This is a genomic window from Stenotrophomonas sp. GD04054 (assembly GCF_029836955.1).
Lineage (GTDB): Bacteria > Pseudomonadota > Gammaproteobacteria > Xanthomonadales > Xanthomonadaceae > Stenotrophomonas > Stenotrophomonas maltophilia_A.
Genome location: NZ_JAOECR010000012.1, coordinates 26,738 through 46,790 on the forward strand (window position 1 = coordinate 26,738; position 20,053 = coordinate 46,790).

Here is a 20,053-nt window from a genome sequence, read left to right on the forward strand (position 1 = left end):
CTTCACCGCACTGATGGGCCTCGTCCGCCAGGGAAGCACCTATCTCATCATCGGACTCGTGCAGCTGCTGCTCGACTGGCTGGTGTTCGTCGCCGCGACCGCGCTGGGCCTGCCGGTGGTGCCTGCCAACATTGCCGGACGCCTGGCCGGGATGCTGCTGGGCTTCTGGCTCAACGGCCGTTACACCTTTGCCAACGCAGGTGATGCGCGCCTTGGCTGGCGTCGATTTTCACGCTTTCTGGGAATCTGGGCCGCACTTACCGCCGCCAGCACGGTGCTGGTCGCTTTGACCAGCCGCCACCTTGGATTGGATTGGGCCTGGCTGGCCAAGCCGCTGATCGAAGGTGGGATCGCCATGATCTCCTTCCTGCTGCTGCGCCATGTGGTCTTCCGCTGAGACCTTCAGCCTGCTCCACCCGCGGCGAATCGCTTCGGCAGCCCATCCCGCCACAGCTGCAGCGGGCTGTACCCAAGTTCCACACGGTGCCGCCCCGCGGGCACACACACCGCGTGGAAGAGCCCGTTGGCACGCATCAGCGGCAACGACGCTCCGCCATCCAGCCGGGCCTGCCAGCCCTGGGCGGTCACCTCATTGATCACCAGCCACGCCGGATGCTCGGCGTCCACGTCAAGGGCGATCCTTCCGGGCTGATAGGCCTGCGAGAGCACCTTCAGCCGGCCCGCCTCACGTTCAGGGCAGTCCGTCTGCTGCCCGGTGGGCAGCCAGACCACCTGGCTGAAGTCCGTCTGGTTGAACTCAGCGGCCGGTGGCAGGCGTTCACTGTGCCGCTGCACCCGTTGCGGGTTGAGCGTGCGCGGCAGCACACTTCCGCGTAGCGCCAGCTGCACGTCGCTGCCTTGGTCATCGGACCCTGCAAACGGCTCCGGTGACAGCAGCCAGCGGACACCCAGCAGGTCGTACACGGGGGCGTCCATGTCGGGAGCCCAAGGGGTCGTCGCCTTCTGCTGGAAAGCAGCCACGGGCTCCGTCGGCATGCCGACCATGTCCTGGTAATCACTGGACAGCAGCGGGTTGTAGCCATTGGCCAGTGGAATCGCATGCACAGCCGCGCCATTGGTCAGCACGCCGATGCCGAAGACGATGGCGCGCTCGGGCAGGCCAGTGCGCCGTTCGGCGGCGAGCAGCGTATAGGCGCGCTGCGTGGCGCCATTGCGCTCGGCCGTCATTACCGGCGGACGGGCGCCCGATGTATTGAAGCGTGTTCCTACGTTGAACAGCAGCATGTCGAACACGACCAGTGCGATCAGCCAGCGCACCGGAGCCGGATGCCGGCGCAGCAGCTGCACCGCGGCAGTGCCGATGCCGGCACTGGCTGCCAGCCACGCAAAGGCGTCCAGATGCCCGTGGCTCGCGGCCAGCCAGGAGGCAACGCACACCAGGACAACGACTACCACCAACGACACCCGGTGCGGGCGCAGTGCGCGCTTTTCCAACGCAACCTGCAACGCCTGTGCACCCAGCCAGGCCGCTGCCGGTACCGCAAGGAACAGCGCGTCAGAGGGCCGTCGGAACAGATCAAGACCCGGCAATCCGCTGAAGAGCCATGCGAACAGCGGAGTGACGTCACCCAGCGCGACGAGTGTCGTCAACAGCAGTACACCGAGCGCCAGACAGGTGGCCCGTCGCTGCCTGTGCACAACGCTGCCGCCCCAGGCCAGCCAGAGCGCCAGTGGCACCGCGCCGAAATAGAGGTAGTCCGTGGTGATATCGCCGAAGGACCAGCTCGTCCCACGTACCTGCGAGAACACATTTCCCGAAAGCAGTGTTACCAGTCCCTGCCAGTGCATCGCACCGGCCAGCGCCATCTCCAGGGTCATGCCATCACGATTGGTGTCACCCAGCCAGGCCAACGTGGAAAGCCACTGGGGGGCGCTCACGGCGGCGGCGATCAGGGCGACCGCGGACAGCTGCAATGCGAGGCGGAAGCGCTTGCCTGTTGCCGACAGCACTGCGCCTGCGGCGTACACGGCACACGCCAGGATGATGAAATAGGTCACCTGGGTCAGCTGCAGCGCACACAGGCCGCCTGCAAGTCCCGCCAGCAGCACGTCACGCGCGCGGCCCTGGTTCCGAACAGTCGACAGGCCCAACCAGATCCAGGGAAGCAGGCTGTAGCTGACGATCATCGGCGTGTGCTGCAGGCGGGAGGCTGCCACCGCACCGAACATCAGCACCATCGCAAAGAACCACTGTGCGGGTGCAGAAAGTCCGAATGAACGCGCCAGGCGCAGCGCGCCGAAGCCACCCGCCAGCACATGCAGCAGCGCCACCACGGTGAACAGATGCAACGACGCCGGCGCCAGCAGCATCGGCAGGACCATGGTCGGTTGCAGCGTCATCATCTGCGGATCGGCGATCTGCGGATAGCCACCGAACAGGTAGGGATTCCACCAAGGGGCCTGCAGGTTCCGAAGCTGCTCGGCACTGAAACTGACCGCCGGGAAGAACTGCTGCACGGCGTCGTACGGAATGACCTTGGTACCGATCAGCCACGGCAGGCACAGCAGCAGCCAGCTTGCCACCCACAGCGTTTCAGGCCGAGCCCATCGGGAACGGGCTGCATCCGTGGCGCCGATGCTCGGGGCCGATGCGTACTGCATTCCGTGCATGCCTCCCTTCTCCTCAACGAAAATCGCCGGCACTGAGCCGGCGATCTTCCATCACTACCGGCATCGCTGCCGATGGTTCCCGAGCACGTGTCAGTGCTTGAGGTTCTTGCGCAGGCGCTCCAGCGCCTGCAGCTGGACGACGGCTTCGGCCAGCTTCTGCTGGGCTTCAGCCACTTCCATCGCTTCGCCGCGGTTGGCCAGGATGCGCTCGGCTTCTTCCTTGGCCTTGCGGACCGAGGCTTCGTCGATGTCCTGCGCGCGGATCGCGGTGTCGGCCAGCACGGTCACCACCTGCGGCTGCACTTCCAGGATGCCGCCGGAAATGGCGAAATCCAGCTGCTCGCCGTTCGGCGTGGTCACCACCACCTTGCCCGGCTTCAGGCGGGTGATCAGCGGCGCGTGCTTGGGCGCGATGCCCAGTTCGCCCAGCTCACCGGTGGCCACGACCAGGGTCGCTTCGCCACGGAAGATTTCCTGCTCGGCGCTGACGATGTCGCAACGGATCGTGCTCATGCAAATCTCTTCGCTGTTCGCGGCGGCGCAATGCCACCGTGGGAGTCCACCGGCGCGGGCGGTTGCCCGGCGCCGGCGTCAGGTCGGGCAGGATCGCTCCCGCCCGTCCCGGATCAGGCCTTCTCGGCCATCTTCTTGGCCTTCTCGACCGCTTCTTCGATGCCGCCGACCATGTAGAACGCCTGCTCCGGCAGGTGGTCGTACTCGCCATCGACGATGGCCTTGAAGCCACGGATGGTGTCCTTCAGCGGCACGTACTTGCCCGGCGAACCGGTGAACACTTCGGCCACGTGGAACGGCTGGCTGAAGAAGCGCTCGATCTTACGGGCGCGCGACACGGCCTGCTTGTCCTCTTCGGACAGTTCGTCCATGCCCAGGATCGCGATGATGTCCTTCAGTTCCTTGTACTTCTGCAGGGTCTGCTGGACGCGCTGGGCGGTGTCGTAGTGCTCGTGGCCGATGACCAGCGGGTCCATCTGGCGGCTGGTGGAGTCCAGCGGATCGACGGCCGGGTAGATACCCAGCGAGGCGATCGAACGCGACAGGGTGACGGTCGAGTCCAGGTGGGCGAAGGTGGTCGCCGGCGACGGGTCGGTCAGGTCGTCCGCGGGAACGTAGACGGCCTGGATCGAGGTGATCGAACCGTTCTTGGTCGAGGTGATGCGCTCCTGCAGAACGCCCATTTCCTCGGCCAGGGTCGGCTGGTAACCCACGGCGGACGGCATGCGGCCCAGCAGTGCCGACACTTCGGTACCGGCCAGGGTGTAGCGGTAGATGTTGTCGACGAACAGCAGGACGTCCTTACCCTTGCCGTTTTCGTCCTTCTCGTCGCGGAAGTACTCGGCCATGGTCAGGCCGGTCAGGGCGACGCGCAGACGGTTGCCCGGCGGCTCGTTCATCTGGCCGTACACCATCGCCACCTTGTCGAGGACGTTGGAGTCCTTCATTTCGTGGTAGAAGTCGTTGCCCTCACGGGTACGCTCACCCACGCCGGCGAACACGGACAGACCGCTGTGCGCCTTGGCGATGTTGTTGATCAGCTCCATCATGTTGACGGTCTTGCCGACGCCGGCGCCGCCGAACAGGCCGACCTTGCCGCCCTTGGCGAACGGGCACATCAGGTCGATGACCTTGATGCCGGTTTCCAGCAGTTCGGTGGCCGGGGACTGGTCTTCGTACGACGGGGCCGCACGGTGGATTTCCCAGCTGTCGCTGGCGGCCACCGGGCCGGCTTCGTCGATCGGACGGCCGAGCACGTCCATGATGCGGCCCAGGGTGCCAGCGCCGACCGGCACCGAGATGCCACGGCCGGTGTTGACGGCAACCAGGTTGCGCTTCAGGCCGTCGGTGGAACCGAGGGCGATGGTACGCACCACGCCGTCGCCCAGCTGCTGCTGGACTTCGAGGGTGATCTCGGTGTTTTCCACCTTCAGTGCGTCGTACACCTTCGGCACCGATTCACGCGGGAATTCGACGTCGACGACCGCGCCGATGATCTGAACGATCTTGCCCTGACTCATTGCTGCATCCTCTAATGTGTGCTTTGAACGAACGCGGTCAGACTGCTGCCGCGCCGCCGACGATTTCGGAGATTTCCTGGGTGATCGCTGCCTGGCGCGCCTTGTTGTAGACGAGCTGCAGGGTGCCGATCAGCTTGTTGGCGTTGTCGCTCGCCGCCTTCATCGCAACCATGCGTGCCGCATGCTCGGAGGCGACGTTTTCCAGCAGTGCCTGGTACACCAGCGACTCGATGTAACGCGTCATCACGTGCTCGAGCACGGTCGCGGCATCGGGTTCGTACAGGTAATCCCAGTCGTGGTGAGCGACCTGCTTCTCAGCCGGCGGCAGCGGCAGCAGCTGATCGAAGCTGGCCTTCTGCACCATGGTGTTCACGAAGCGGTTGTAGACCAGGTACACGCGGTCGATCTTGCCTTCGGTGAAGGCGTCGAGCATGACCTTGATCACACCGATCAGCGATTCCAGCTTCGGCACGTCGCCGATGTGGGTCACGCTGCCGACCATGTTGACCTTCACGCGGCGGAAGAAGGTCGAAGCCTTCTGGCCGATGGTCACCAAGTCCACTTCCGCACCCTTGTCCTGCCATGCCTTGGCTTCGCCCAGCATCTTGCGGAACAGGTTGTTGTTCAGGCCGCCGGCCAGGCCGCGATCGGAGGAGATCACGATGAAGCCGACCCGCTTGACCTGCTCACGCTCGACCAGGAACGGATGCTGGTAGTCGGTGCTGGCCTGGGCCAGGTGACCGATCACCTGCTTCATCGCCTGCGCGTACGGACGCGAGGTCTTCATCCGATCCTGCGCCTTGCGGATCTTGGAGGCCGAGACCATTTCCAGGGCGCGCGTCACCTTGCGGGTGTTCTGCACGCTCTTGATCTTGGTTTTGATTTCGCGTCCGCTTGCCATCTCTTGTTTCCCGTGGCGCGGGGCTGCTGCCCCGCGTTGTTCAACCGTTTGTCATCTGGTCCAGCGGAGCCAGCGGCTCCGCTCTACAGGACCGCGATTACCAGCTGCCGGTGGTCTTGAACTCGGCGATGCCCTTCTTGAAGGCACCTTCGATGTCGTTGTCCCAACCGCCGGTGGCGTTGACCTTGCTGACCAGCTCGCCCTGGGTGTTGGCGAAGTGGGCGTGCAGGCCTTCTTCGAACGCCAGCAGCTTGTTGACCGGCACGTCGTCGAGGTAACCCTCGTTGACGGCGTAGATCGACAGCGCCTGGTTGGCGATCGACATCGGCGCGTACTGCTTCTGCTTCATCAGCTCGGTGACGCGCTGGCCACGCTCCAGCTGCTTGCGGGTGGCTTCGTCCAGGTCCGAGGCGAACTGCGCGAACGCAGCCAGCTCGCGGTACTGGGCCAGCGAGATACGGATGCCGCCGGACAGCTTCTTGATGATCTTGGTCTGGGCCGAGCCACCGACGCGCGACACCGAGATACCGGCGTTCACGGCCGGGCGGATGCCGGCGTTGAACAGGTCGGTTTCCAGGAAGATCTGGCCGTCGGTGATCGAGATCACGTTGGTCGGAACGAAGGCGGACACGTCGCCGGCCTGGGTTTCGATGATCGGCAGCGCGGTCAGCGAACCGGTCTTGCCGGTGACCTTGCCTTCGGTGAACTTTTCGACGTATTCCTCGGACACGCGGGCAGCGCGCTCGAGCAGACGGGAGTGCAGGTAGAACACGTCACCCGGGTAGGCTTCACGGCCCGGCGGGCGCTTCAGCAGCAGCGAGATCTGGCGGTAGGCGACGGCCTGCTTGGACAGATCGTCGTACACGATCAGCGCGTCTTCGCCGCGGTCCATGAAGTACTCACCCATGGTGCAGCCCGAGTAGGCGCTGATGTACTGCATGGCAGCCGATTCGGAAGCAGTCGCGGCCACCACGATGGTGTGGGCCAGCGCGCCGTTCTCTTCCAGCTTGCGCACGATGTTGGCGATGGTCGAAGCCTTCTGGCCGATCGCAACGTACACGCACTTGATGCCGGTGCCCTTCTGGTTGATCACCGCATCGATCGCCATCGCGGTCTTGCCGGTCTGGCGGTCACCGATGATCAGCTCGCGCTGGCCACGGCCGATCGGGATCATCGAGTCGACCGACTTGTAGCCGGTCTGCACCGGCTGGTCGACCGACTTGCGCCAGATCACGCCCGGCGCAACGCGCTCCACCGGAGCGGTCAGGTCGGTGCCCAGCGGGCCCTTGCCGTCGATCGGCTCGCCCAGCGCGTTCACGACGCGGCCCAGCAGTTCCGGACCGACCGGCACTTCCAGGATGCGGCCGGTGGTCTTGGCGACGTCGCCTTCGCGCAGGTGCTCGTAGTCACCCAGCACCACGGCGCCGACCGAGTCGCGCTCCAGGTTCAGGGCGAGGGCGAAGGTGTTGTTCGGCAGTTCGATCATTTCGCCCTGCATCACGTCGGCCAGACCGAAGATGCGCACGATGCCGTCGGACACGCTGGTCACGGTGCCTTCGTTGCGCGATTCCGCGGCCAGCTTGACCTTCTCGATGCGGTTCTTGATCAGTTCGCTGATTTCGGAGGGGTTGAGCGTGGTTGCCATCGTCAAGTCCTAGTGCCGGCAGCGGGGCCGGACGTTAAATGAATTCAGTTAGCGAGCGCGGTCTGCAGACGGGCCAGCTTGCCCTTCAGCGAACCATCGATGACCACGTCGCCGGCGTCGATCACGGCGCCGCCGATCAGCGAGGCATCGACCGCGGTGGTCACGTCGACCTCGCGGTTGAAGCGCTTGCGCAGCGCGACCTTGATCGCGTCCAGCTCACCGGCCGACAGTTCGGCGGCCGAGGTGACGGTGGCCTTGACCACGTGCTCGGCTTCGGCGCGCAGGGCGTCGAACATGCCGGAAATCTCCGGCAGCAGCGGCAGACGATGCGATTCGGCCAGGATGGCCAGGAAGCGCGAGTAGGTCTCGCCGTGGGACACCGGCGCCAGCAGGGCGACGGCGTCGTCACGACCCAGCTCCGGGTTGGCGAGCAGGGCCGCCACGCGCGGGTCGGCGGCGACGTGGGCGGAGAACGCCAGGGCGTCCGACCACGGCGCGAACGCGCCTTCGTCGCGCGCGGTCGCGAACGCGGCGCGGGCGTACGGGCGGGCAAGCGTGAGGGCCTGGCTCATCCTTAGATCTCCGAGGCCAGCTCGTCGAGCAGCGCCTTGTGGGCGTTGGCGTCGATTTCGCGCTTGAGCAGCTTTTCGGCACCGGTCACGGCCAGCGCGGACACCTGCTTGCGCAGATCTTCACGGGCACGGTTGGCGGCGGCGTCGATTTCAGCCTGGGCCAGTTCCTTCTGACGGGTGGCTTCGGTGATCGCTTCGTTACGGGCAGCATCAACGATCTGGTTGGCACGTGCGTGGGCCTGATCGATGATCTCGTTGGCCTTGGTACGTGCTTCCTTCAGCGCTTCGTTGACCTTCTCCTGCGCCTGGGCCAGATCTTTCTGGCTGCGGTCGGCAGCAGCGAGGCCTTCAGCAATCTTCTGCTGGCGCTCTTCGATCGCGTTCATCAGCGGCGGCCAGATCTTGGTCGCGATGATCCAGATCAGACCAGCGAAGGCCAGCGCCTGCGCAAGAAGGGTGAAATTGATATTCATGGTTAGCTCGATCGCTGGTTTCGGGGTGGACGCGCCGCCGTAGCGGCACATCCGGCCTTCATCCGAAACCGGGTGCATCAGCACCCGGTCGTCTCAAACCGCTGTATCAGCCGGCCAGAGCCTTGGTGACGGCGCCAGCGAAGGCAGCCGACAGCGGGTTGGCGAAGGCCAGCAGCAGGCCAACGGCGACCGAGATGATGAACGCGGCGTCGATCAGGCCGGCGGTGATGAACATGCGGACCTGCAGGACCGGGATCAGTTCCGGCTGGCGGGCGGCCGACTCCAGGAACTTACCAGCCATGATGGCCAGACCCAGACCGGCGCCCAGCGCGGCCAGGCCGATCATGATGCCGACGGCAAGGGCGGTGGAGCTCTGAATCTGCGCGAAGTTGGTCAGGACGGCGAAGTACATGGTTATCTCCAGGAACTTAAGTTGCTAAGGGTGATGAAACGGATGAAGGTTGAAACGCGTTGAAGCTTGAAACTCAGTGAGCGTCTTCCGACAGGCTCAGGTACACGATCGACAGCATCATGAAGATGAAGGCCTGCAGCGGGATCACCAGCAGGTGGAACAGCATCCAGCCGAGGCCGAACACACCACCGGCAATGGCACCGAAGAAACCGGCACCACCCAGCACCCAGATCAGCAGGAACACGATTTCGCCGCCGAACATGTTGCCGAACAGTCGCATCGCCAGCGAGATCGGCTTGCTCAGCCACTCGACGATGTTGAGGATCAGGTTGAACGGCATCATCCACTTGCCGAACGGCGCCGTCAGGAATTCCTTGATGAAGCCGCCCAGGCCCTTGGACTTGAGCGCGAAGAACAGCATCAGGAAGAACACGCTGATGGCCATGCCCAGGGTGGCATTGACGTCAGCGGTCGGGACCGGCTTCCAGTAGTGCACGCCCACCCATTCCAGCGGCTTGGCGATGAAATCGGCCGGGATCATCTTCAGCAGATTCATCAACAGGATCCAGAAGAAGATCGTGATGGCGATCGGCGTGACCAGCTTGCTCTTGCCGTGGTAGGTGTCCTTGGCCTGGCGGTCGACGAACTCCAGGCAGATCTCGACGAAGGCCTGCCACTTGCCCGGCACGCCGGCGGTGGCCTTGCGGGTGCCCAGCCAGAACGCGACAACGATCACCAGGCCCATCAGGACCGCGGTGAGGAAGGTATCGACGTGGATATGCCAGAACATACCCTCACCCTTGCCGACCGGCGCGGTCAGGTTGTGCAGGTGATGCTGGATGTAGCTGGTAGGGGTTAGAGCCTCGCCCGCCATGTGTCCGGAACCTTCAGTTAATTGAATTCTGTCAACGCCTGGCCATCGCCAGGACCTGGAACATCAAGCCGACGGCGATACCGGCCAACAGCGCCAATGCAGGCAGCTTGAAGACCAGGAACCCCACCAGCAGGACGCCGAAAACCACCACCCACTTGGCCACGATCGCAATGATCAGGCGAGCCATCGCCGAACCTGCGGCCAGTGCCCCACCGCCCAGTGCCATCCGTGCCGCCACCCAGCCACCGGCCGAAATGGCCACACCGGACGCCAGCGCGCCGAGGGCATATTTCGGACCTACCAGCAGGAAGGCCAGAGCCAGGACAGCCACTGCGGCCAGCGGGTAGACCGCGGCGCGCAGCATCAGTCGCCGACCCGCATCAACGGAGTTCAGCACAGGACGTCCCGCGTGGTTGCAAGTGGAGGGCTGAGGCGACTACAGCAGGGGGGCCTCATCGAGCCGCCAAATTATAGCAATGGGACAATTTGCGAGACAACCGCTCCCTGTTCATCCCGGGAGGCCGCAAGTTGCGGTAACGGTTACATTTTTGCGTGCCACCCAGGGGACAATGACGTCCGTATGATGTTGCAGCGCAGTATTGAACTTTGGTCGCAGGCCGCGGAACTTTCGCCGAATGCGCCGGTCCGATCTTTCGACCTGCCTGCAGCAACCTCGTCGACGCTCCGCCCCGCAGGTCCCACGATGGCCCCGAAGCCCGGCTCCGGGGCCATCTTTTTGCATCGTCGCGACAGCGCTGAACCGTGCACACTTCGTGGACCATACGTTCACGGATGGTGGACGGGCCTGTCCGGCACAGTGGTCTTCATTCTGATGAACCACTGCAAGGACTCTTCGATGCGCCCCGTACCCACCCTGCTCGCCCTCTCCCTGCTCGCCGCCGGCGCTTCGTTCGCCACTGCCGCCCACGCCGCTGAAGGCGACGACCGCTTCGCCCTGCGCCTGGGTGCGATGAACATCGACTCGGACAACACCCTTCGCGGCAAGACCAACGTCGCCGGCCAGGACATCGGCTTCTCCGAGGACTTCAAGCTGGGTGGCAAGGAATGGGAGCCGCGCATCGATGGCATGTTCCGCATCAGCAACCGCCAGCGCCTGCTGTTCAACTACTTCAAGTACGACAAGGACCGCCGCGAGACCCTCGGCCAGGACATCTCCTTCGGTGACGTCAACGTGCCATCCGGCAGCTTCGTCAAGGGCGAACTGAAGTACCAGGTCGCCAGCCTGGTCTATGACTACTCGGTGGTGGACACCGATACCTTCGACCTCGGCCTGCAGCTGGGTGCCGAGTACGCCAAGGTCAGCACCAAGGCCTACGCCGATCTGGGCAACGTCTACGAAGGCCAGTTCCTCAATGAGAAGACCGACGGCGTGGCGCCGGTGGTCGGTGCGCGCCTGAGCTTCACCCCGTCGGAAAAGTGGATGATCACGCTGCAGGGCCAGTACCTCAACACGCGCTGGGGCAGCTTCGATGACTACAAGGGCGACCTGAGCCGCGCCAACGCCATCGTCGATTACCGCTTCACGAAGAACTTCGGTGTGTTCGCTGGCTACGACTGGTTCAAGCTCGACGCGGACAAGAAGGGCAGCGACGGCACCATCGGCCTGAAGCAGGAATTCAAGGGCCCGGTGGCCGGCGTCAGCTTCGTGTTCTGATCCCCCGCCCCTTCCACGGCACACTGCTCTCCTGGCGCGGCCTCCGGAACATCGGGGCCGCGCTTTTTTGTACTTTTTTCCCTGCGTGCAGGAGCAAGAGCAGCTGGGTCGAGCGCTTGAGGGAGAGGGGGCTGGGTGCGAATGTCCCCCGGCGCTGGCCTGCGGCCGACGCCTCCTCCTTTACTTCGCACCCAGCCCCCTCTCCCTCCGCGTGTCAGGCGTCCAGGCGGCCTAGGCGGTGGCTCTCGACTGTCCCCGCAAGCCGAGCCGCTGCGCGGGTGGCAGGCGTTTGGACAAAGTAAAGGAGGAGGCGACCGCCGCAGGCGGACGACGGGGGACATTTGTCCAAACGCCTGCCACCCGCGCAGCGGCCCCACCGCTCGCAAAAATCCGGAGCGGAGAAACAAAAAAGTGCCGGTGTCAATTCTTTCGCGCAAATCAAGAAGGACTTGAAACCGTATATGGGACAGTAGGTTAGCTCCTTTCGGGGCCGCTTAGAAGAAGAGCGGCGTTGTCGGCTAGGAGCGACATAGGAGCGTTGGGAGAGAAAGCCGCATCGCACTGTGTAGTGCTGGATTGCCGAGGAACGGCGGGCCTGTCGCATCATCATAGCCCAACAGGCTCGGCGGCATCCAGAATGAAGAACGCGCAGCCTGGGCTGCGCGTTCGATGGATGCCGTTGAATAGCATGCGGTGCAATCATGGCGGCTTCGGTGGTGTGCTGCGGGTCGCCGTGCCCTTCCTGAATCCTCGATCCCCCGCCATGAACGCTTCCAGCATATGCGGGATCAGCGTCGCCGCATCAACGGCCTCGCCATACGCCTGCGCGTGTAGCGCGGCGTAGCGGTCGAGGTCGACTTTCAAGCTGGTCGGGCAAACGAAAGTCAGCTTGGTGCTCTCGGTCTTCGGCAGCGGGCCGAGCCGCAGCTTCTTGGTCGTGCTCATCGTGAAGTCCCCCGGTTGAAGAACAGCGGCTGGTACGGCCGCAGCACCAGATCCCGGTTGACGATGATGCGAACCGGCAGGCCCGGCCGTTGCGTTAAGGTCGGCTGGATGTTGAGGTTGCGCCGGGTCATCTCCTGGCCGACCTGATTGATGCTGTCCTGCGCGCTGTCGCGCCCAGCGATGATGACGCGATCACCATCCTGCCGGTTCTCCGGCGCGGCCAGCTCGGCACCGACGCCCAGCAGCGTGGTGAGTGCCGCACCGGCAAAGATGCGGCCCCAGTGGTAGTCCACATCGTCCTCCAGCCCGGCATAGCCGGCTGGGTCGGTGCCGGCCAGGTTGTCGAGCGTGAGCGAAGACGTGTCCGGCAGGATGATCCGGTTCCAGACGACTTGAACGCGGCTCTGCCCGTAGCTGACCTGGCTGTTGTATTTGCCCAGGATGCGCGAACCCTGCGGAATCAGCAGGAAGCGCCCGGTGGCTGTGTCATAGACCGGCTCCGTCACCGTGGCGATCACGTCGCCGGGCAAGTCCGACTTGATGCCCGTCACCAAGGCACCTGCGACCACTGTTCCGGCCATAACCTGATACGGCGAAATTGGCAGAGTCAGATTGCCGGAATTACGGGTTTCAGTGGGGCCAGCTTTCATGAAAGCCTCTTTCTGGTCTTGCCGGTTTTGCACCGCTGTCGGGTCAGCAGGTTGGGCCGCCGTGGAGGCCGGCCCGGCCGCCAGCGGGTCAAACGCCGCATTGGCGGCGAAGCCCGGCGCAGCGGCCACCTGTGTCTGCGCTACCGGCGCCGCATTCTGCCCACCCGAGCGGAAGAACACGGACGAGGCCGCGGCCGCCTCGGCTTCTTTTCGCAGGGCATCGTTCGGGTCGTGACCGGGGGCCGCGTAGGCAGCCGTCGCCGGTTGCTGCGACTTCACGATAGCCGGGCCAAGATCGCCCGGCAGCGGTGGCCCTAGTTCGGGAACGGCAGGCAGCAACGCCGGCGGCAGCTTGGAATAGTCCGTCGGCAGCGCATCCAGTCCTTCCGACTTTGACACGCGATCGACGTTGTAAAGCTCGGTCTGCTCGCCTGTGCTGCGTCGATGAGGTTGCAGCGACCACATCAGCGCGCCGAGCACGGCGACCGCTAGGACGCCGGCAAGGATGGCCAGCGAGCGCCGGTTCAGGCGTGTGACTGGACGCGGCTGGGCGCGCAGCGCCACTGCCTCCGGCGCCACCTTGTCCGCCTGCGGCGCGGCAAGGTCGGGAGTGTCATCCTGGCTCATGGTCAGTTCCTCCGTGCAACACCATCGGTGCGCTCGATCCGCACCACGTCGCCGCCATCGCCGCCCAGCCGCAGTTCGGCCGCGCCGAACAGGCGATCCACGACGTAGTACGGCGAGCGAAAACGGTAGTTCACCAGTTGCCCGTCGCCCTGCGCGCCGATGACAAACAGCGGCGGCAGCTCGCCCTGGGCGATGCCCGGCGGGAACTGGATATAGACCTTCTCTCCATCATCGAAGGCGCGCAGAGGCTTCCACGGCGGGTTGCTGCCCGATACCGCGTAGCGGAAGCGGATCTTGTCCAGCGACAGGCCCGTATCGACAGGCGTTGTTGCCTGCGCTGCCTGCGCCTGGCGCTGCAACGCGAGCATTCGGTCTTGCGGATAGTCCCAGGACACCGACGCCATCCATGCCCTCTCGGTCGAGGTCAGCTCCAGCAGGTAGGTGCGCCGACTGGTGGTGATGACGAGATTGGTTTTCAGACCGGAGCGGATAGGCTTGACCAGCACATTGACGCGCAGATCGGCCCCGCCGCCGCTGGACGTGTCGCCCACGATCCAGCGCACGGTATCGCCGGCGGCGACCGTTACCAGTTCCTCGCCCGGTTGAAGCGAAACCACCGTCACGCGCCCCGGCGACGCATAGACCTGATAAAGCGCGCCATCGGTGAACGGCCACACCTGAATCGCGTTGACGTAGCCCTCACGGGTAGGCGCGATACGCGCTTCTGCATTGGCACGGGAAACGCGCACCTTTTCGTCGGCCGGCTCCGGCGCAACGGGGGCCTCATCGAGTTCCGGCAGGGGCTTCAACTGCGCCGGCAGCGCCAGCGGTTCAGGGACGGCGACGACTTCGACGGGCTTGGGCGGTTCGGGCAACGGCTGGGCCAGCACCGTCTCGTCGAGCGAGATGGATGGCGGCGGCTTCCCCTGCGAGGCGCAGCCCGCGAGGGCCAGCAGCGTCAAAGGAACAACGTAAAGGCGGAAACGAAGTTTCATGGTTTGGCTCCTTCGGAAGAATCCAGTTCGCGGCTCCATGACAGGCCGTTGACGTAGATACCCAATGGGTTCTTGAGCAGGCGCTGTTCAGTACGCGGGGTTTGCAGGACGGTCGAAAGCACGGCGTTCCAGCGTTCGGTGCCGGCGGGCGCACCGTTGACATAGCGCTGCTCTGTCCAGCGCACGTTGAAAGACGTGTCGCTCGCGCGAACCACGCTGGTGATTTGCACCGTTACCGATTCCTTGCCGATGCGGGCGAATGGGTCATTGGTGCGGGCGTAGTCGTTGAGCACCGCCGCGCCCTTGTCGGTGGTGTAGTCGTAGGCATCGAGCCAGTTCTGCCGCACCACGATGGGGTCGATGGACAGCGAGCGAACCAGCGTCACGAAGCGCGCCAGGTGGTGCGCGATCTGCGCGTCGCCGGGCCGGTACGGCGTGGCGGCCTCTCCCACGGCGCGCACCTGCCCGGCTTGATCGACCTCGATGACATAGGGCGTCACGATGGACTGCGCCGAGCGCCACACCAGGCCGCCGGCCATCAACAGCGCGAGCACTAGGCAGCCGAAGGCCATCAGGCGCCAATTCTTCGCCTGCACGCGGGCGGAGCCGATACGGTCGTCCCACACCTGGGCGGCGGCTTGATACGGGGTGGCAGGCTGCGGCGTATCGGCGTAGCGCACCTGCGGTCGTTTGAATCGCATGGGTGTTCTCCTTGAAGGTTAGGTATCGGAATCCCGCAGGCTCGGGCCTTGCCCGGAGCCGCCGCCGTCGCCGCCGCGCAGCGTGTGGGCGGCAGTGGTCGCGGCATGGGTAGCCTGCTGGCGGCGGTGCATCCGCTTGGCCCAGGCCGGTTGCTCTTGCTTCTGCGAGCCTGCGGTGCCGTCTGCGGTCTGGCCGGGGCCAGCACCGTCGCTGCCGGCTTCTGTGCCGTTCCAGCCAGCGCGGAAGGAGTCGGCCACCTTCTGCCCAACAGCGGAAGCACCAGAGGTGACGCTGCGGCCTGCGGCTTGTGCGCCAGTCTTGGCGACATTGCCGAGGCCAGCCGCCGCGCCCTTGGCACCGCCGCCGGCCGCAGCGGAACCGGCCTGGAACGCCGATCGGGCACTGCCGGCCGCCGAAGTCGCGGCACGCGCACCGGCACCGGCCAGCTTTGCGGCCGCCGGGGCCATTCGTGCCCCGGCCATGACGGCGCCGCCCACGCCCGTTACGGCGGCGCCGATGGCAACGCCGGTGCCGACAGCCCCGACCGCAGCACCAGCCATCGCGCCCGCACCAAGCTGTGGCGCACCGGACACCAGGCCGGTGGCGATACCGGGGCCGAAAATGCCCAGCGCCAGCAGCGCGAGCGAGGCCAGCATCACGACCAGCGCGTGGTCGATGGATGGTTCGTCGGGATGCACCTGGAACTCGGCGAACAGGCCTGAACCGATGCCGACGATGACGGCCAGCACCAAGACCTTGATGCCTGACGACACCACGTTGCCTAGCACCTTTTCCGCGAGGAACGAGGTCTTGTTCCAGAGTGCAAACGGGATCAAGACGAAGCCGGCGAGCGTAGTCAGTTTGAACTCGATCAGCGTGATGAAAAGCTGTACGGCCAGCACGAAGAAGCAGAGGATCACCACCAGCCAGGCGATGAACAGAACCACGATAGGGTCGATGTTCACGAACACCTCGGGGAACCCAGCCATGTCCCCGATCTGTTCCAGAATCGGCGCGGCTGCGTCGATGCCGGTCTTCGCCAGCCGGCCCGGCTGAAGGAAGTTCTCCATCGTGATGGCCGAGCCGGTAGCGGTAATTCCCAAGCCGGCGAACGAGCGGAACACGATGCTCGCCAGCCAGTTGAAGTTGCCGATGATGTAGGCGAACGCGCCGACACAGAGCACCTTGCGCAGCAGCTTGGCGATCACGTCGTCGCCCTGGCCGGTGGCGTGGCTCATGGCCCAATACAGGCCAGCGATCGTCATGTCGATGACGATGAGCGTGGCGGTGAGAAATGCCACTTCGCCCTGCAATAAGCCGAAGCCCGAGTCGATGTAGCGCGAGAACGTATCGAGGAAACGGTCGATGATGGTCACGTCGTTCATGGCGAATCCTCGGGCGGAGTGAGCGGAACGGCGCCCTCTGGCAATTCATCTGCGGGCGTATCGAAGCTCGGCGGAATCGGCGGGAGTTCAGCCAGCGAGTTGTATTCATCCGGCCCGGTATGGCCGGCGAAGAAGCGCCGCCGGAAGGCTTCAGCGGCGGCGCGGCAGGCATCCTCGCCCACGGCCTGCCGGTCGGCCGCGCATTGCCCGCGCAACGCCTTGAGCCGCACCGGATCTGCGGCCAGGGCGTCGGCCAGGTTCTCGGCCGGCTGCTGGCCGCACGCGGTCAGCAGCACGGCCATCAGGACGGAAGCGCATCGCATGGCCGCCTCCGGTCAGTTGTTATAGAAGTTGACGGACTGCGGCGTGTACGGCGTGCCGGTGCCCAGAAAGCGCCGCCGCACTTCGCGGGCGCGCTCCATAGCCGCCGCTTGCCGCGCCAGTTCCAGTGAAGCGGCCCGGTCTTGCGTGATCTGGAGCTGCTGCGCCTGGATCGACTGCTTGGCCTGCAAAGCCAGGAGCTGGTTCGTCGCCTGCATCGCTTGCAGCGCGCCGGTGGCCGACTGGCTCTGGCTCACGAGATCGGCCAGCGCGCTTTCGTCTTGGGCGAGGTTCTGCGACACCTGCGCCTGCATCCGCATCGCGGTGTGCAAGCCGTTCAAGGTGTTCTGCCAGCGTTCGCGGGCGTCCTGTGCCATGCGGTCGCCGCTGATGGTGGCGGCGTACTGTTCCGGGTACAGGCGGGCGAACGTGGCATCCATGCTCTGCACGTCGTAGGCCAAGCCGCGCGCCTCGGCGATCAGGCGCTCGGTGGTGGCGAGCGTCGAGCGCAGGCGGTTGACGATGTTGAAGTCGAGATTTGCCAGGTTCCTGGCCTGGTTCATCAACATCTGCGCCTCGTTCTGAAGCTGGTTGATCTGGTTGTTGATCTGTTCCAGCGTGCGCACGGCGGTCAGCGTGTTCTGCACGAAGTTGGACGGGTCGAACACCGTCAGCGCGGATGCGGGCTGCACGGCCAGCAGCGATACCGACAGCACGGCAGCGAGTGAGACAGAGAGCAAACGGGGCTTGGTCTTCATGGTGAAACCTCCAGCGGTTGAGAAGCGAGAAAGGAAGCTGCCGCCGGAGCGGACGGCAGCAGGTCGGCGGCCCAGCCGAGGCCGCGATGGCGCAGCCACGCGCCGGCGAAGCCGGGAGCGCCGGCCTGCGTCAGCACGCGGTCAATATCGCGTTGGTCTTGAGGGGTGGATGCGCCCGCGAATGCGAGCGCGACAGGCCCCAGGTCGAGGTCGAACAGGCGATTGCCGAGGCGCGACTGGTAGTAGTAATCGCGCTTGGGCTGTGCGGTCGCCACGATCTCAATCTGGCGGCTGTTCAAGCCGAAGCCTTCGTAGATCGTGCGAATCTGCGGCTCGGTGGCCTGCGGGTTAGGTAAGAAGATCCTGCTCGCGCAGCTTTCGATGATGGCTGGCGCGATGGTCGAGTCCTTGATGTCGGCCAGCGACTGCGTGGCAAAGATGACGCTGACGTTCTTTTTTCTGAGCGTCTTGAGCCATTGCCGGATGCGGGCCGCGAAGGACGGCTCATCGAGGAACAGCCACGCTTCATCGAGGATCAGCAGCGTGGGCGCGCCGTCAAAACGTTCGTCGAAGCGGGCGAACAGGTAGCGCAGCACTGCTTGCACGGCGGCGGGGCTGTGCATCAGTTCTTCCATCTCAAAGCCCTGCACGTCGGCCATGCCCAGCCGGTCGTGGTCAGCGTCCAGCAGCTTGCCGTGGGCGCCGCCCAACACATAGGGCGCGAGCGCTTGGCGCAGCGCGTTGGACTGCAATAACACCGACAAGCCGGTCATGGTGCGCTGCTCCACTGGCGCACCGGCAAGGCTTCGCAGCGCCGACCAAATGGCAGCCTTCTCGTCCGGGCCGACCGTCACGCCTTCGTGCAGCAGCCGGCCCTCCACCCATTCGGCGGCCCAGGTGCGGTAGCCCTCGTGGGCTATTCGCGCGAGTGGCTGGAAGGCGATGCCGCCATCGGCACCGAGGTCGTAGTGCTCACCGCCAAGGCCGAGGATGGTGGCGCGCATCGAGCGCCCCATGTCGAAGGCGAAGATCCGCGAGCCGAAGTAGCGCCGGAACTGCATGGCCAATATGGCGAGCAGCACCGACTTGCCCATGCCGGTCGGCCCGGCGACAAGGGTGTGCCCCACGTCGCCGATGTGCGTCACCAGCCGGAACGGCGTCGCGCCATCGGTGCGGGTGACGATCAGCGGCGGGCCATCGAGGTGTTCGTTCTTCTCCGGCCCAGCCCATACCGCTGACATCGGCATCATGTGCGCCAGGTTCAGCGTCGAAACGATGGGCTGACGCACGTTCGCGTATGCGTTGCCGGGGACGGACGACAGCCAGGCATCGACTGCGTTGAGGGTTTCGGGGATGGTCACGAAACCCCGGCCCTGGATGACGCGCTCCACCATGCGCAGCTTCTCGTCGGCCACGGCCGGGTCGGCGTCGAGCACCGTCACCGTGGCGGTGAGGTAGCCGAAGGCGACTTGATCGCTGCCCAGCTCCTGCAAGGCGGCATCGGCGTCGGCGGCCTTGTTGCTGGCATCGGTATCGACCAGCGGGCTTTCCTGCTGAAAGATCGTTTCGCGCAGCAGCGCGATGACGTTCTTGCGCTTGGCGAACCATTGGCGCCGCAAGCGCCCCAATTCCCGTTCCGCCTCGGCTTTGTCCAGGCACAGGAAGCGCGTACTCCAGCGATACGCAAAGCCCAGGCGGTTGAGGTCGTCCAAGATCCCCGGCCAGGTCGAGGTCGGGAAGCCTCGTACCGACACCACGCGCAGGTGCTGATCGCCCAGCATGGGCGCCAGGCCGCCGACCAGCGCGGCATCGGCCAGCAGTGCGTCGATATGGAACGGCACGTCGGGCACGCCGACGCGATAGCGCCGCGTGGAGACTGTGGCATGCAGGTAGGTCAGCGTCTGGCTATCGTCCAGCCAGGCAATCTCCGGCATCACACCATCGAGCAGGTCGAACACGCGATCGGTCTCTGCCACGAAGGAATCAAGCCGACCACGCCAGTCCACACCCTCAGTGGGCCGGTTCTCGTACAGCATCCCAGCCGCACGGGCGCGAGACTCTTGCGGCGGTAGGTGTTGCAACGTGAAGTGATAGACGCTCTCGAAATGGCCATCCGACTCCTCGAACGCCGCGCGTCGCTCCTCATCCACCAGCCAGGACAGTGGTTCGGGAAAGGAGGATTGCGGATAGCTCGATGCCCGCATCCGCTCGGCCTCGATATAGAAGGCCCAGCCAGACCCGGTACGGCGAAGCGCGTTGTTCTGCCGCGCCGACGTGGCAATCAGCTCGCCCTGTGTCGCACTGTCCAAGTCGGGGCCGCGAAACTGGAACGTGCGTTGAAACGAACCATCTTTGTTCAGCACAACGCCCGGCGCGACCAGCCCGGCCCAGGGCAGCCAGTCGGCAAGCAAGGCCGGGCGCTGACGATATTCGGCAAGGTTCAGCATGGCGTCC

At 65.0% G+C, this 20,053-nt stretch carries 20 protein-coding genes; 2 read left to right on the forward strand and 18 right to left on the reverse strand.

The window, feature by feature from the left end; genetic code table 11:
- The first annotated feature begins 13 nt into the window (after nucleotides 1–13).
- Nucleotides 14–397 carry a GtrA family protein gene (locus N7573_RS08045; RefSeq protein WP_279912674.1) on the forward strand — a complete coding sequence of 128 codons (384 nt, stop codon included), beginning with the start codon at nucleotides 14–16 and terminating at the stop codon, nucleotides 395–397.
- Nucleotides 398–402: 5 nt separating this feature from the next.
- Here the strand turns inward: N7573_RS08045 and N7573_RS08050 are convergent, their stop codons facing one another.
- From N7573_RS08050 to N7573_RS08095, 10 genes are all read right to left on the reverse strand, one after another.
- Nucleotides 403–2,544, reverse strand: coding sequence for a hypothetical protein (locus tag N7573_RS08050; protein ID WP_279912673.1), 2,142 nt, complete (start codon nucleotides 2,542–2,544; stop codon nucleotides 403–405).
- Nucleotides 2,545–2,721: 177 nt separating this feature from the next.
- Entirely contained in the window at nucleotides 2,722–3,144 is a 423-nt protein-coding gene (locus N7573_RS08055; protein ID WP_005419509.1) for a F0F1 ATP synthase subunit epsilon, read from the reverse strand.
- Between the two features lie 113 nt (nucleotides 3,145–3,257).
- A complete protein-coding gene (gene atpD / locus N7573_RS08060; RefSeq protein ID WP_005411128.1) occupies nucleotides 3,258–4,664 on the reverse strand; it encodes a F0F1 ATP synthase subunit beta in 1,407 nt (468 codons plus the stop codon).
- Nucleotides 4,665–4,701: 37 nt separating this feature from the next.
- On the reverse strand, nucleotides 4,702–5,565 hold the full coding sequence (gene atpG / locus N7573_RS08065) for a F0F1 ATP synthase subunit gamma (RefSeq protein ID WP_005411129.1): 864 nt from the start codon (nucleotides 5,563–5,565) through the stop codon (nucleotides 4,702–4,704).
- A gap of 97 nt (nucleotides 5,566–5,662) precedes the next feature.
- On the reverse strand, nucleotides 5,663–7,210 hold the full coding sequence (gene atpA / locus N7573_RS08070; RefSeq protein ID WP_005411130.1) for a F0F1 ATP synthase subunit alpha: 1,548 nt from the start codon (nucleotides 7,208–7,210) through the stop codon (nucleotides 5,663–5,665).
- A 44-nt stretch (nucleotides 7,211–7,254) separates the two neighbouring features.
- The gene (locus N7573_RS08075; protein WP_005411131.1) at nucleotides 7,255–7,782 is read right to left on the reverse strand and encodes a F0F1 ATP synthase subunit delta; all 528 of its coding nucleotides are present in this window, start codon (nucleotides 7,780–7,782) and stop codon (nucleotides 7,255–7,257) included.
- Nucleotides 7,783–7,784: 2 nt separating this feature from the next.
- The gene (locus tag N7573_RS08080; protein WP_005419512.1) at nucleotides 7,785–8,255 is read right to left on the reverse strand and encodes a F0F1 ATP synthase subunit B; all 471 of its coding nucleotides are present in this window, start codon (nucleotides 8,253–8,255) and stop codon (nucleotides 7,785–7,787) included.
- Nucleotides 8,256–8,361: 106 nt separating this feature from the next.
- Nucleotides 8,362–8,667, reverse strand: coding sequence for a F0F1 ATP synthase subunit C (gene atpE / locus N7573_RS08085; RefSeq protein ID WP_005411133.1), 306 nt, complete (start codon nucleotides 8,665–8,667; stop codon nucleotides 8,362–8,364).
- A 73-nt stretch (nucleotides 8,668–8,740) separates the two neighbouring features.
- On the reverse strand, nucleotides 8,741–9,541 hold the full coding sequence (atpB, locus tag N7573_RS08090) for a F0F1 ATP synthase subunit A (RefSeq protein ID WP_010481316.1): 801 nt from the start codon (nucleotides 9,539–9,541) through the stop codon (nucleotides 8,741–8,743).
- 31 nt (nucleotides 9,542–9,572) lie between these two features.
- Entirely contained in the window at nucleotides 9,573–9,938 is a 366-nt protein-coding gene (locus N7573_RS08095) for a hypothetical protein (protein WP_006394654.1), read from the reverse strand.
- Between the two features lie 459 nt (nucleotides 9,939–10,397).
- On the opposite strand from N7573_RS08095, the gene N7573_RS08100 reads away from it, so the two are divergent.
- A complete protein-coding gene (locus tag N7573_RS08100; protein ID WP_279913847.1) occupies nucleotides 10,398–11,216 on the forward strand; it encodes a hypothetical protein in 819 nt (272 codons plus the stop codon).
- A 699-nt stretch (nucleotides 11,217–11,915) separates the two neighbouring features.
- Here the strand turns inward: N7573_RS08100 and N7573_RS08105 are convergent.
- The 8 genes from N7573_RS08105 to trbE are packed head-to-tail and all read right to left on the reverse strand — an operon-like array spanning nucleotide 11,916 to nucleotide 20,046.
- Nucleotides 11,916–12,161: a DUF2274 domain-containing protein gene (locus N7573_RS08105; protein ID WP_000108283.1), complete on the reverse strand. Its 246-nt coding sequence runs from the start codon at nucleotides 12,159–12,161 to the stop codon at nucleotides 11,916–11,918.
- On the reverse strand, nucleotides 12,158–13,438 hold the full coding sequence (locus tag N7573_RS08110) for a TrbI/VirB10 family protein (protein ID WP_003092274.1): 1,281 nt from the start codon (nucleotides 13,436–13,438) through the stop codon (nucleotides 12,158–12,160). Before N7573_RS08110 ends, N7573_RS08105 begins: the two co-directional genes overlap by 4 nt.
- A 2-nt stretch (nucleotides 13,439–13,440) precedes the next feature.
- Nucleotides 13,441–14,433, reverse strand: a complete 993-nt coding sequence (trbG, locus tag N7573_RS08115; protein WP_279912372.1) for a P-type conjugative transfer protein TrbG — start codon at nucleotides 14,431–14,433, stop codon at nucleotides 13,441–13,443.
- Complete coding sequence (gene trbF / locus N7573_RS08120) at nucleotides 14,430–15,134, reverse strand: conjugal transfer protein TrbF (protein WP_001211312.1); 705 nt, start codon at nucleotides 15,132–15,134, stop codon at nucleotides 14,430–14,432. Before trbF ends, trbG begins: the two co-directional genes overlap by 4 nt.
- Before the next feature lie 18 nt (nucleotides 15,135–15,152).
- The gene (gene trbL, locus N7573_RS08125) at nucleotides 15,153–16,520 is read right to left on the reverse strand and encodes a P-type conjugative transfer protein TrbL (RefSeq protein WP_001000746.1); all 1,368 of its coding nucleotides are present in this window, start codon (nucleotides 16,518–16,520) and stop codon (nucleotides 15,153–15,155) included.
- Nucleotides 16,517–16,843: a hypothetical protein gene (locus tag N7573_RS08130; protein WP_014603538.1), complete on the reverse strand. Its 327-nt coding sequence runs from the start codon at nucleotides 16,841–16,843 to the stop codon at nucleotides 16,517–16,519. The genes trbL and N7573_RS08130 overlap by 4 nt, the downstream gene beginning before the upstream one ends.
- 12 nt (nucleotides 16,844–16,855) lie before the next feature.
- A complete protein-coding gene (gene trbJ / locus N7573_RS08135) occupies nucleotides 16,856–17,599 on the reverse strand; it encodes a P-type conjugative transfer protein TrbJ (RefSeq protein WP_003092277.1) in 744 nt (247 codons plus the stop codon).
- Nucleotides 17,596–20,046, reverse strand: a complete 2,451-nt coding sequence (trbE, locus tag N7573_RS08140) for a conjugal transfer protein TrbE (RefSeq protein ID WP_000933135.1) — start codon at nucleotides 20,044–20,046, stop codon at nucleotides 17,596–17,598. The genes trbJ and trbE overlap by 4 nt, the downstream gene beginning before the upstream one ends.
- Between the last annotated feature and the right edge of the window lie 7 nt (nucleotides 20,047–20,053).

Coding starts and splice junctions, on each gene's coding strand:
- atpD (WP_005411128.1), bottom strand. CDS start 4,664: ATGAGTCAGGGCAAGATCGTTCAGATCATCGGCGCGGTCGTCGACGTC.
- trbG (WP_279912372.1), bottom strand. CDS start 14,433: ATGAAACTTCGTTTCCGCCTTTACGTTGTTCCTTTGACGCTGCTGGCC.
- atpA (WP_005411130.1), bottom strand. CDS start 7,210: ATGGCAACCACGCTCAACCCCTCCGAAATCAGCGAACTGATCAAGAAC.
- N7573_RS08105 (WP_000108283.1), bottom strand. CDS start 12,161: ATGAGCACGACCAAGAAGCTGCGGCTCGGCCCGCTGCCGAAGACCGAG.
- trbF (WP_001211312.1), bottom strand. CDS start 15,134: ATGCGATTCAAACGACCGCAGGTGCGCTACGCCGATACGCCGCAGCCT.
- trbE (WP_000933135.1), bottom strand. CDS start 20,046: ATGCTGAACCTTGCCGAATATCGTCAGCGCCCGGCCTTGCTTGCCGAC.
- N7573_RS08130 (WP_014603538.1), bottom strand. CDS start 16,843: ATGCGATGCGCTTCCGTCCTGATGGCCGTGCTGCTGACCGCGTGCGGC.
- atpB (WP_010481316.1), bottom strand. CDS start 9,541: ATGGCGGGCGAGGCTCTAACCCCTACCAGCTACATCCAGCATCACCTG.
- N7573_RS08100 (WP_279913847.1), top strand. CDS start 10,398: ATGCGCCCCGTACCCACCCTGCTCGCCCTCTCCCTGCTCGCCGCCGGC.
- trbJ (WP_003092277.1), bottom strand. CDS start 17,599: ATGAAGACCAAGCCCCGTTTGCTCTCTGTCTCACTCGCTGCCGTGCTG.
- atpE (WP_005411133.1), bottom strand. CDS start 8,667: ATGTACTTCGCCGTCCTGACCAACTTCGCGCAGATTCAGAGCTCCACC.
- N7573_RS08080 (WP_005419512.1), bottom strand. CDS start 8,255: ATGAATATCAATTTCACCCTTCTTGCGCAGGCGCTGGCCTTCGCTGGT.
- trbL (WP_001000746.1), bottom strand. CDS start 16,520: ATGAACGACGTGACCATCATCGACCGTTTCCTCGATACGTTCTCGCGC.
- N7573_RS08045 (WP_279912674.1), top strand. CDS start 14: ATGGGCCTCGTCCGCCAGGGAAGCACCTATCTCATCATCGGACTCGTG.
- N7573_RS08110 (WP_003092274.1), bottom strand. CDS start 13,438: ATGAGCCAGGATGACACTCCCGACCTTGCCGCGCCGCAGGCGGACAAG.
- atpG (WP_005411129.1), bottom strand. CDS start 5,565: ATGGCAAGCGGACGCGAAATCAAAACCAAGATCAAGAGCGTGCAGAAC.
- N7573_RS08055 (WP_005419509.1), bottom strand. CDS start 3,144: ATGAGCACGATCCGTTGCGACATCGTCAGCGCCGAGCAGGAAATCTTC.
- N7573_RS08075 (WP_005411131.1), bottom strand. CDS start 7,782: ATGAGCCAGGCCCTCACGCTTGCCCGCCCGTACGCCCGCGCCGCGTTC.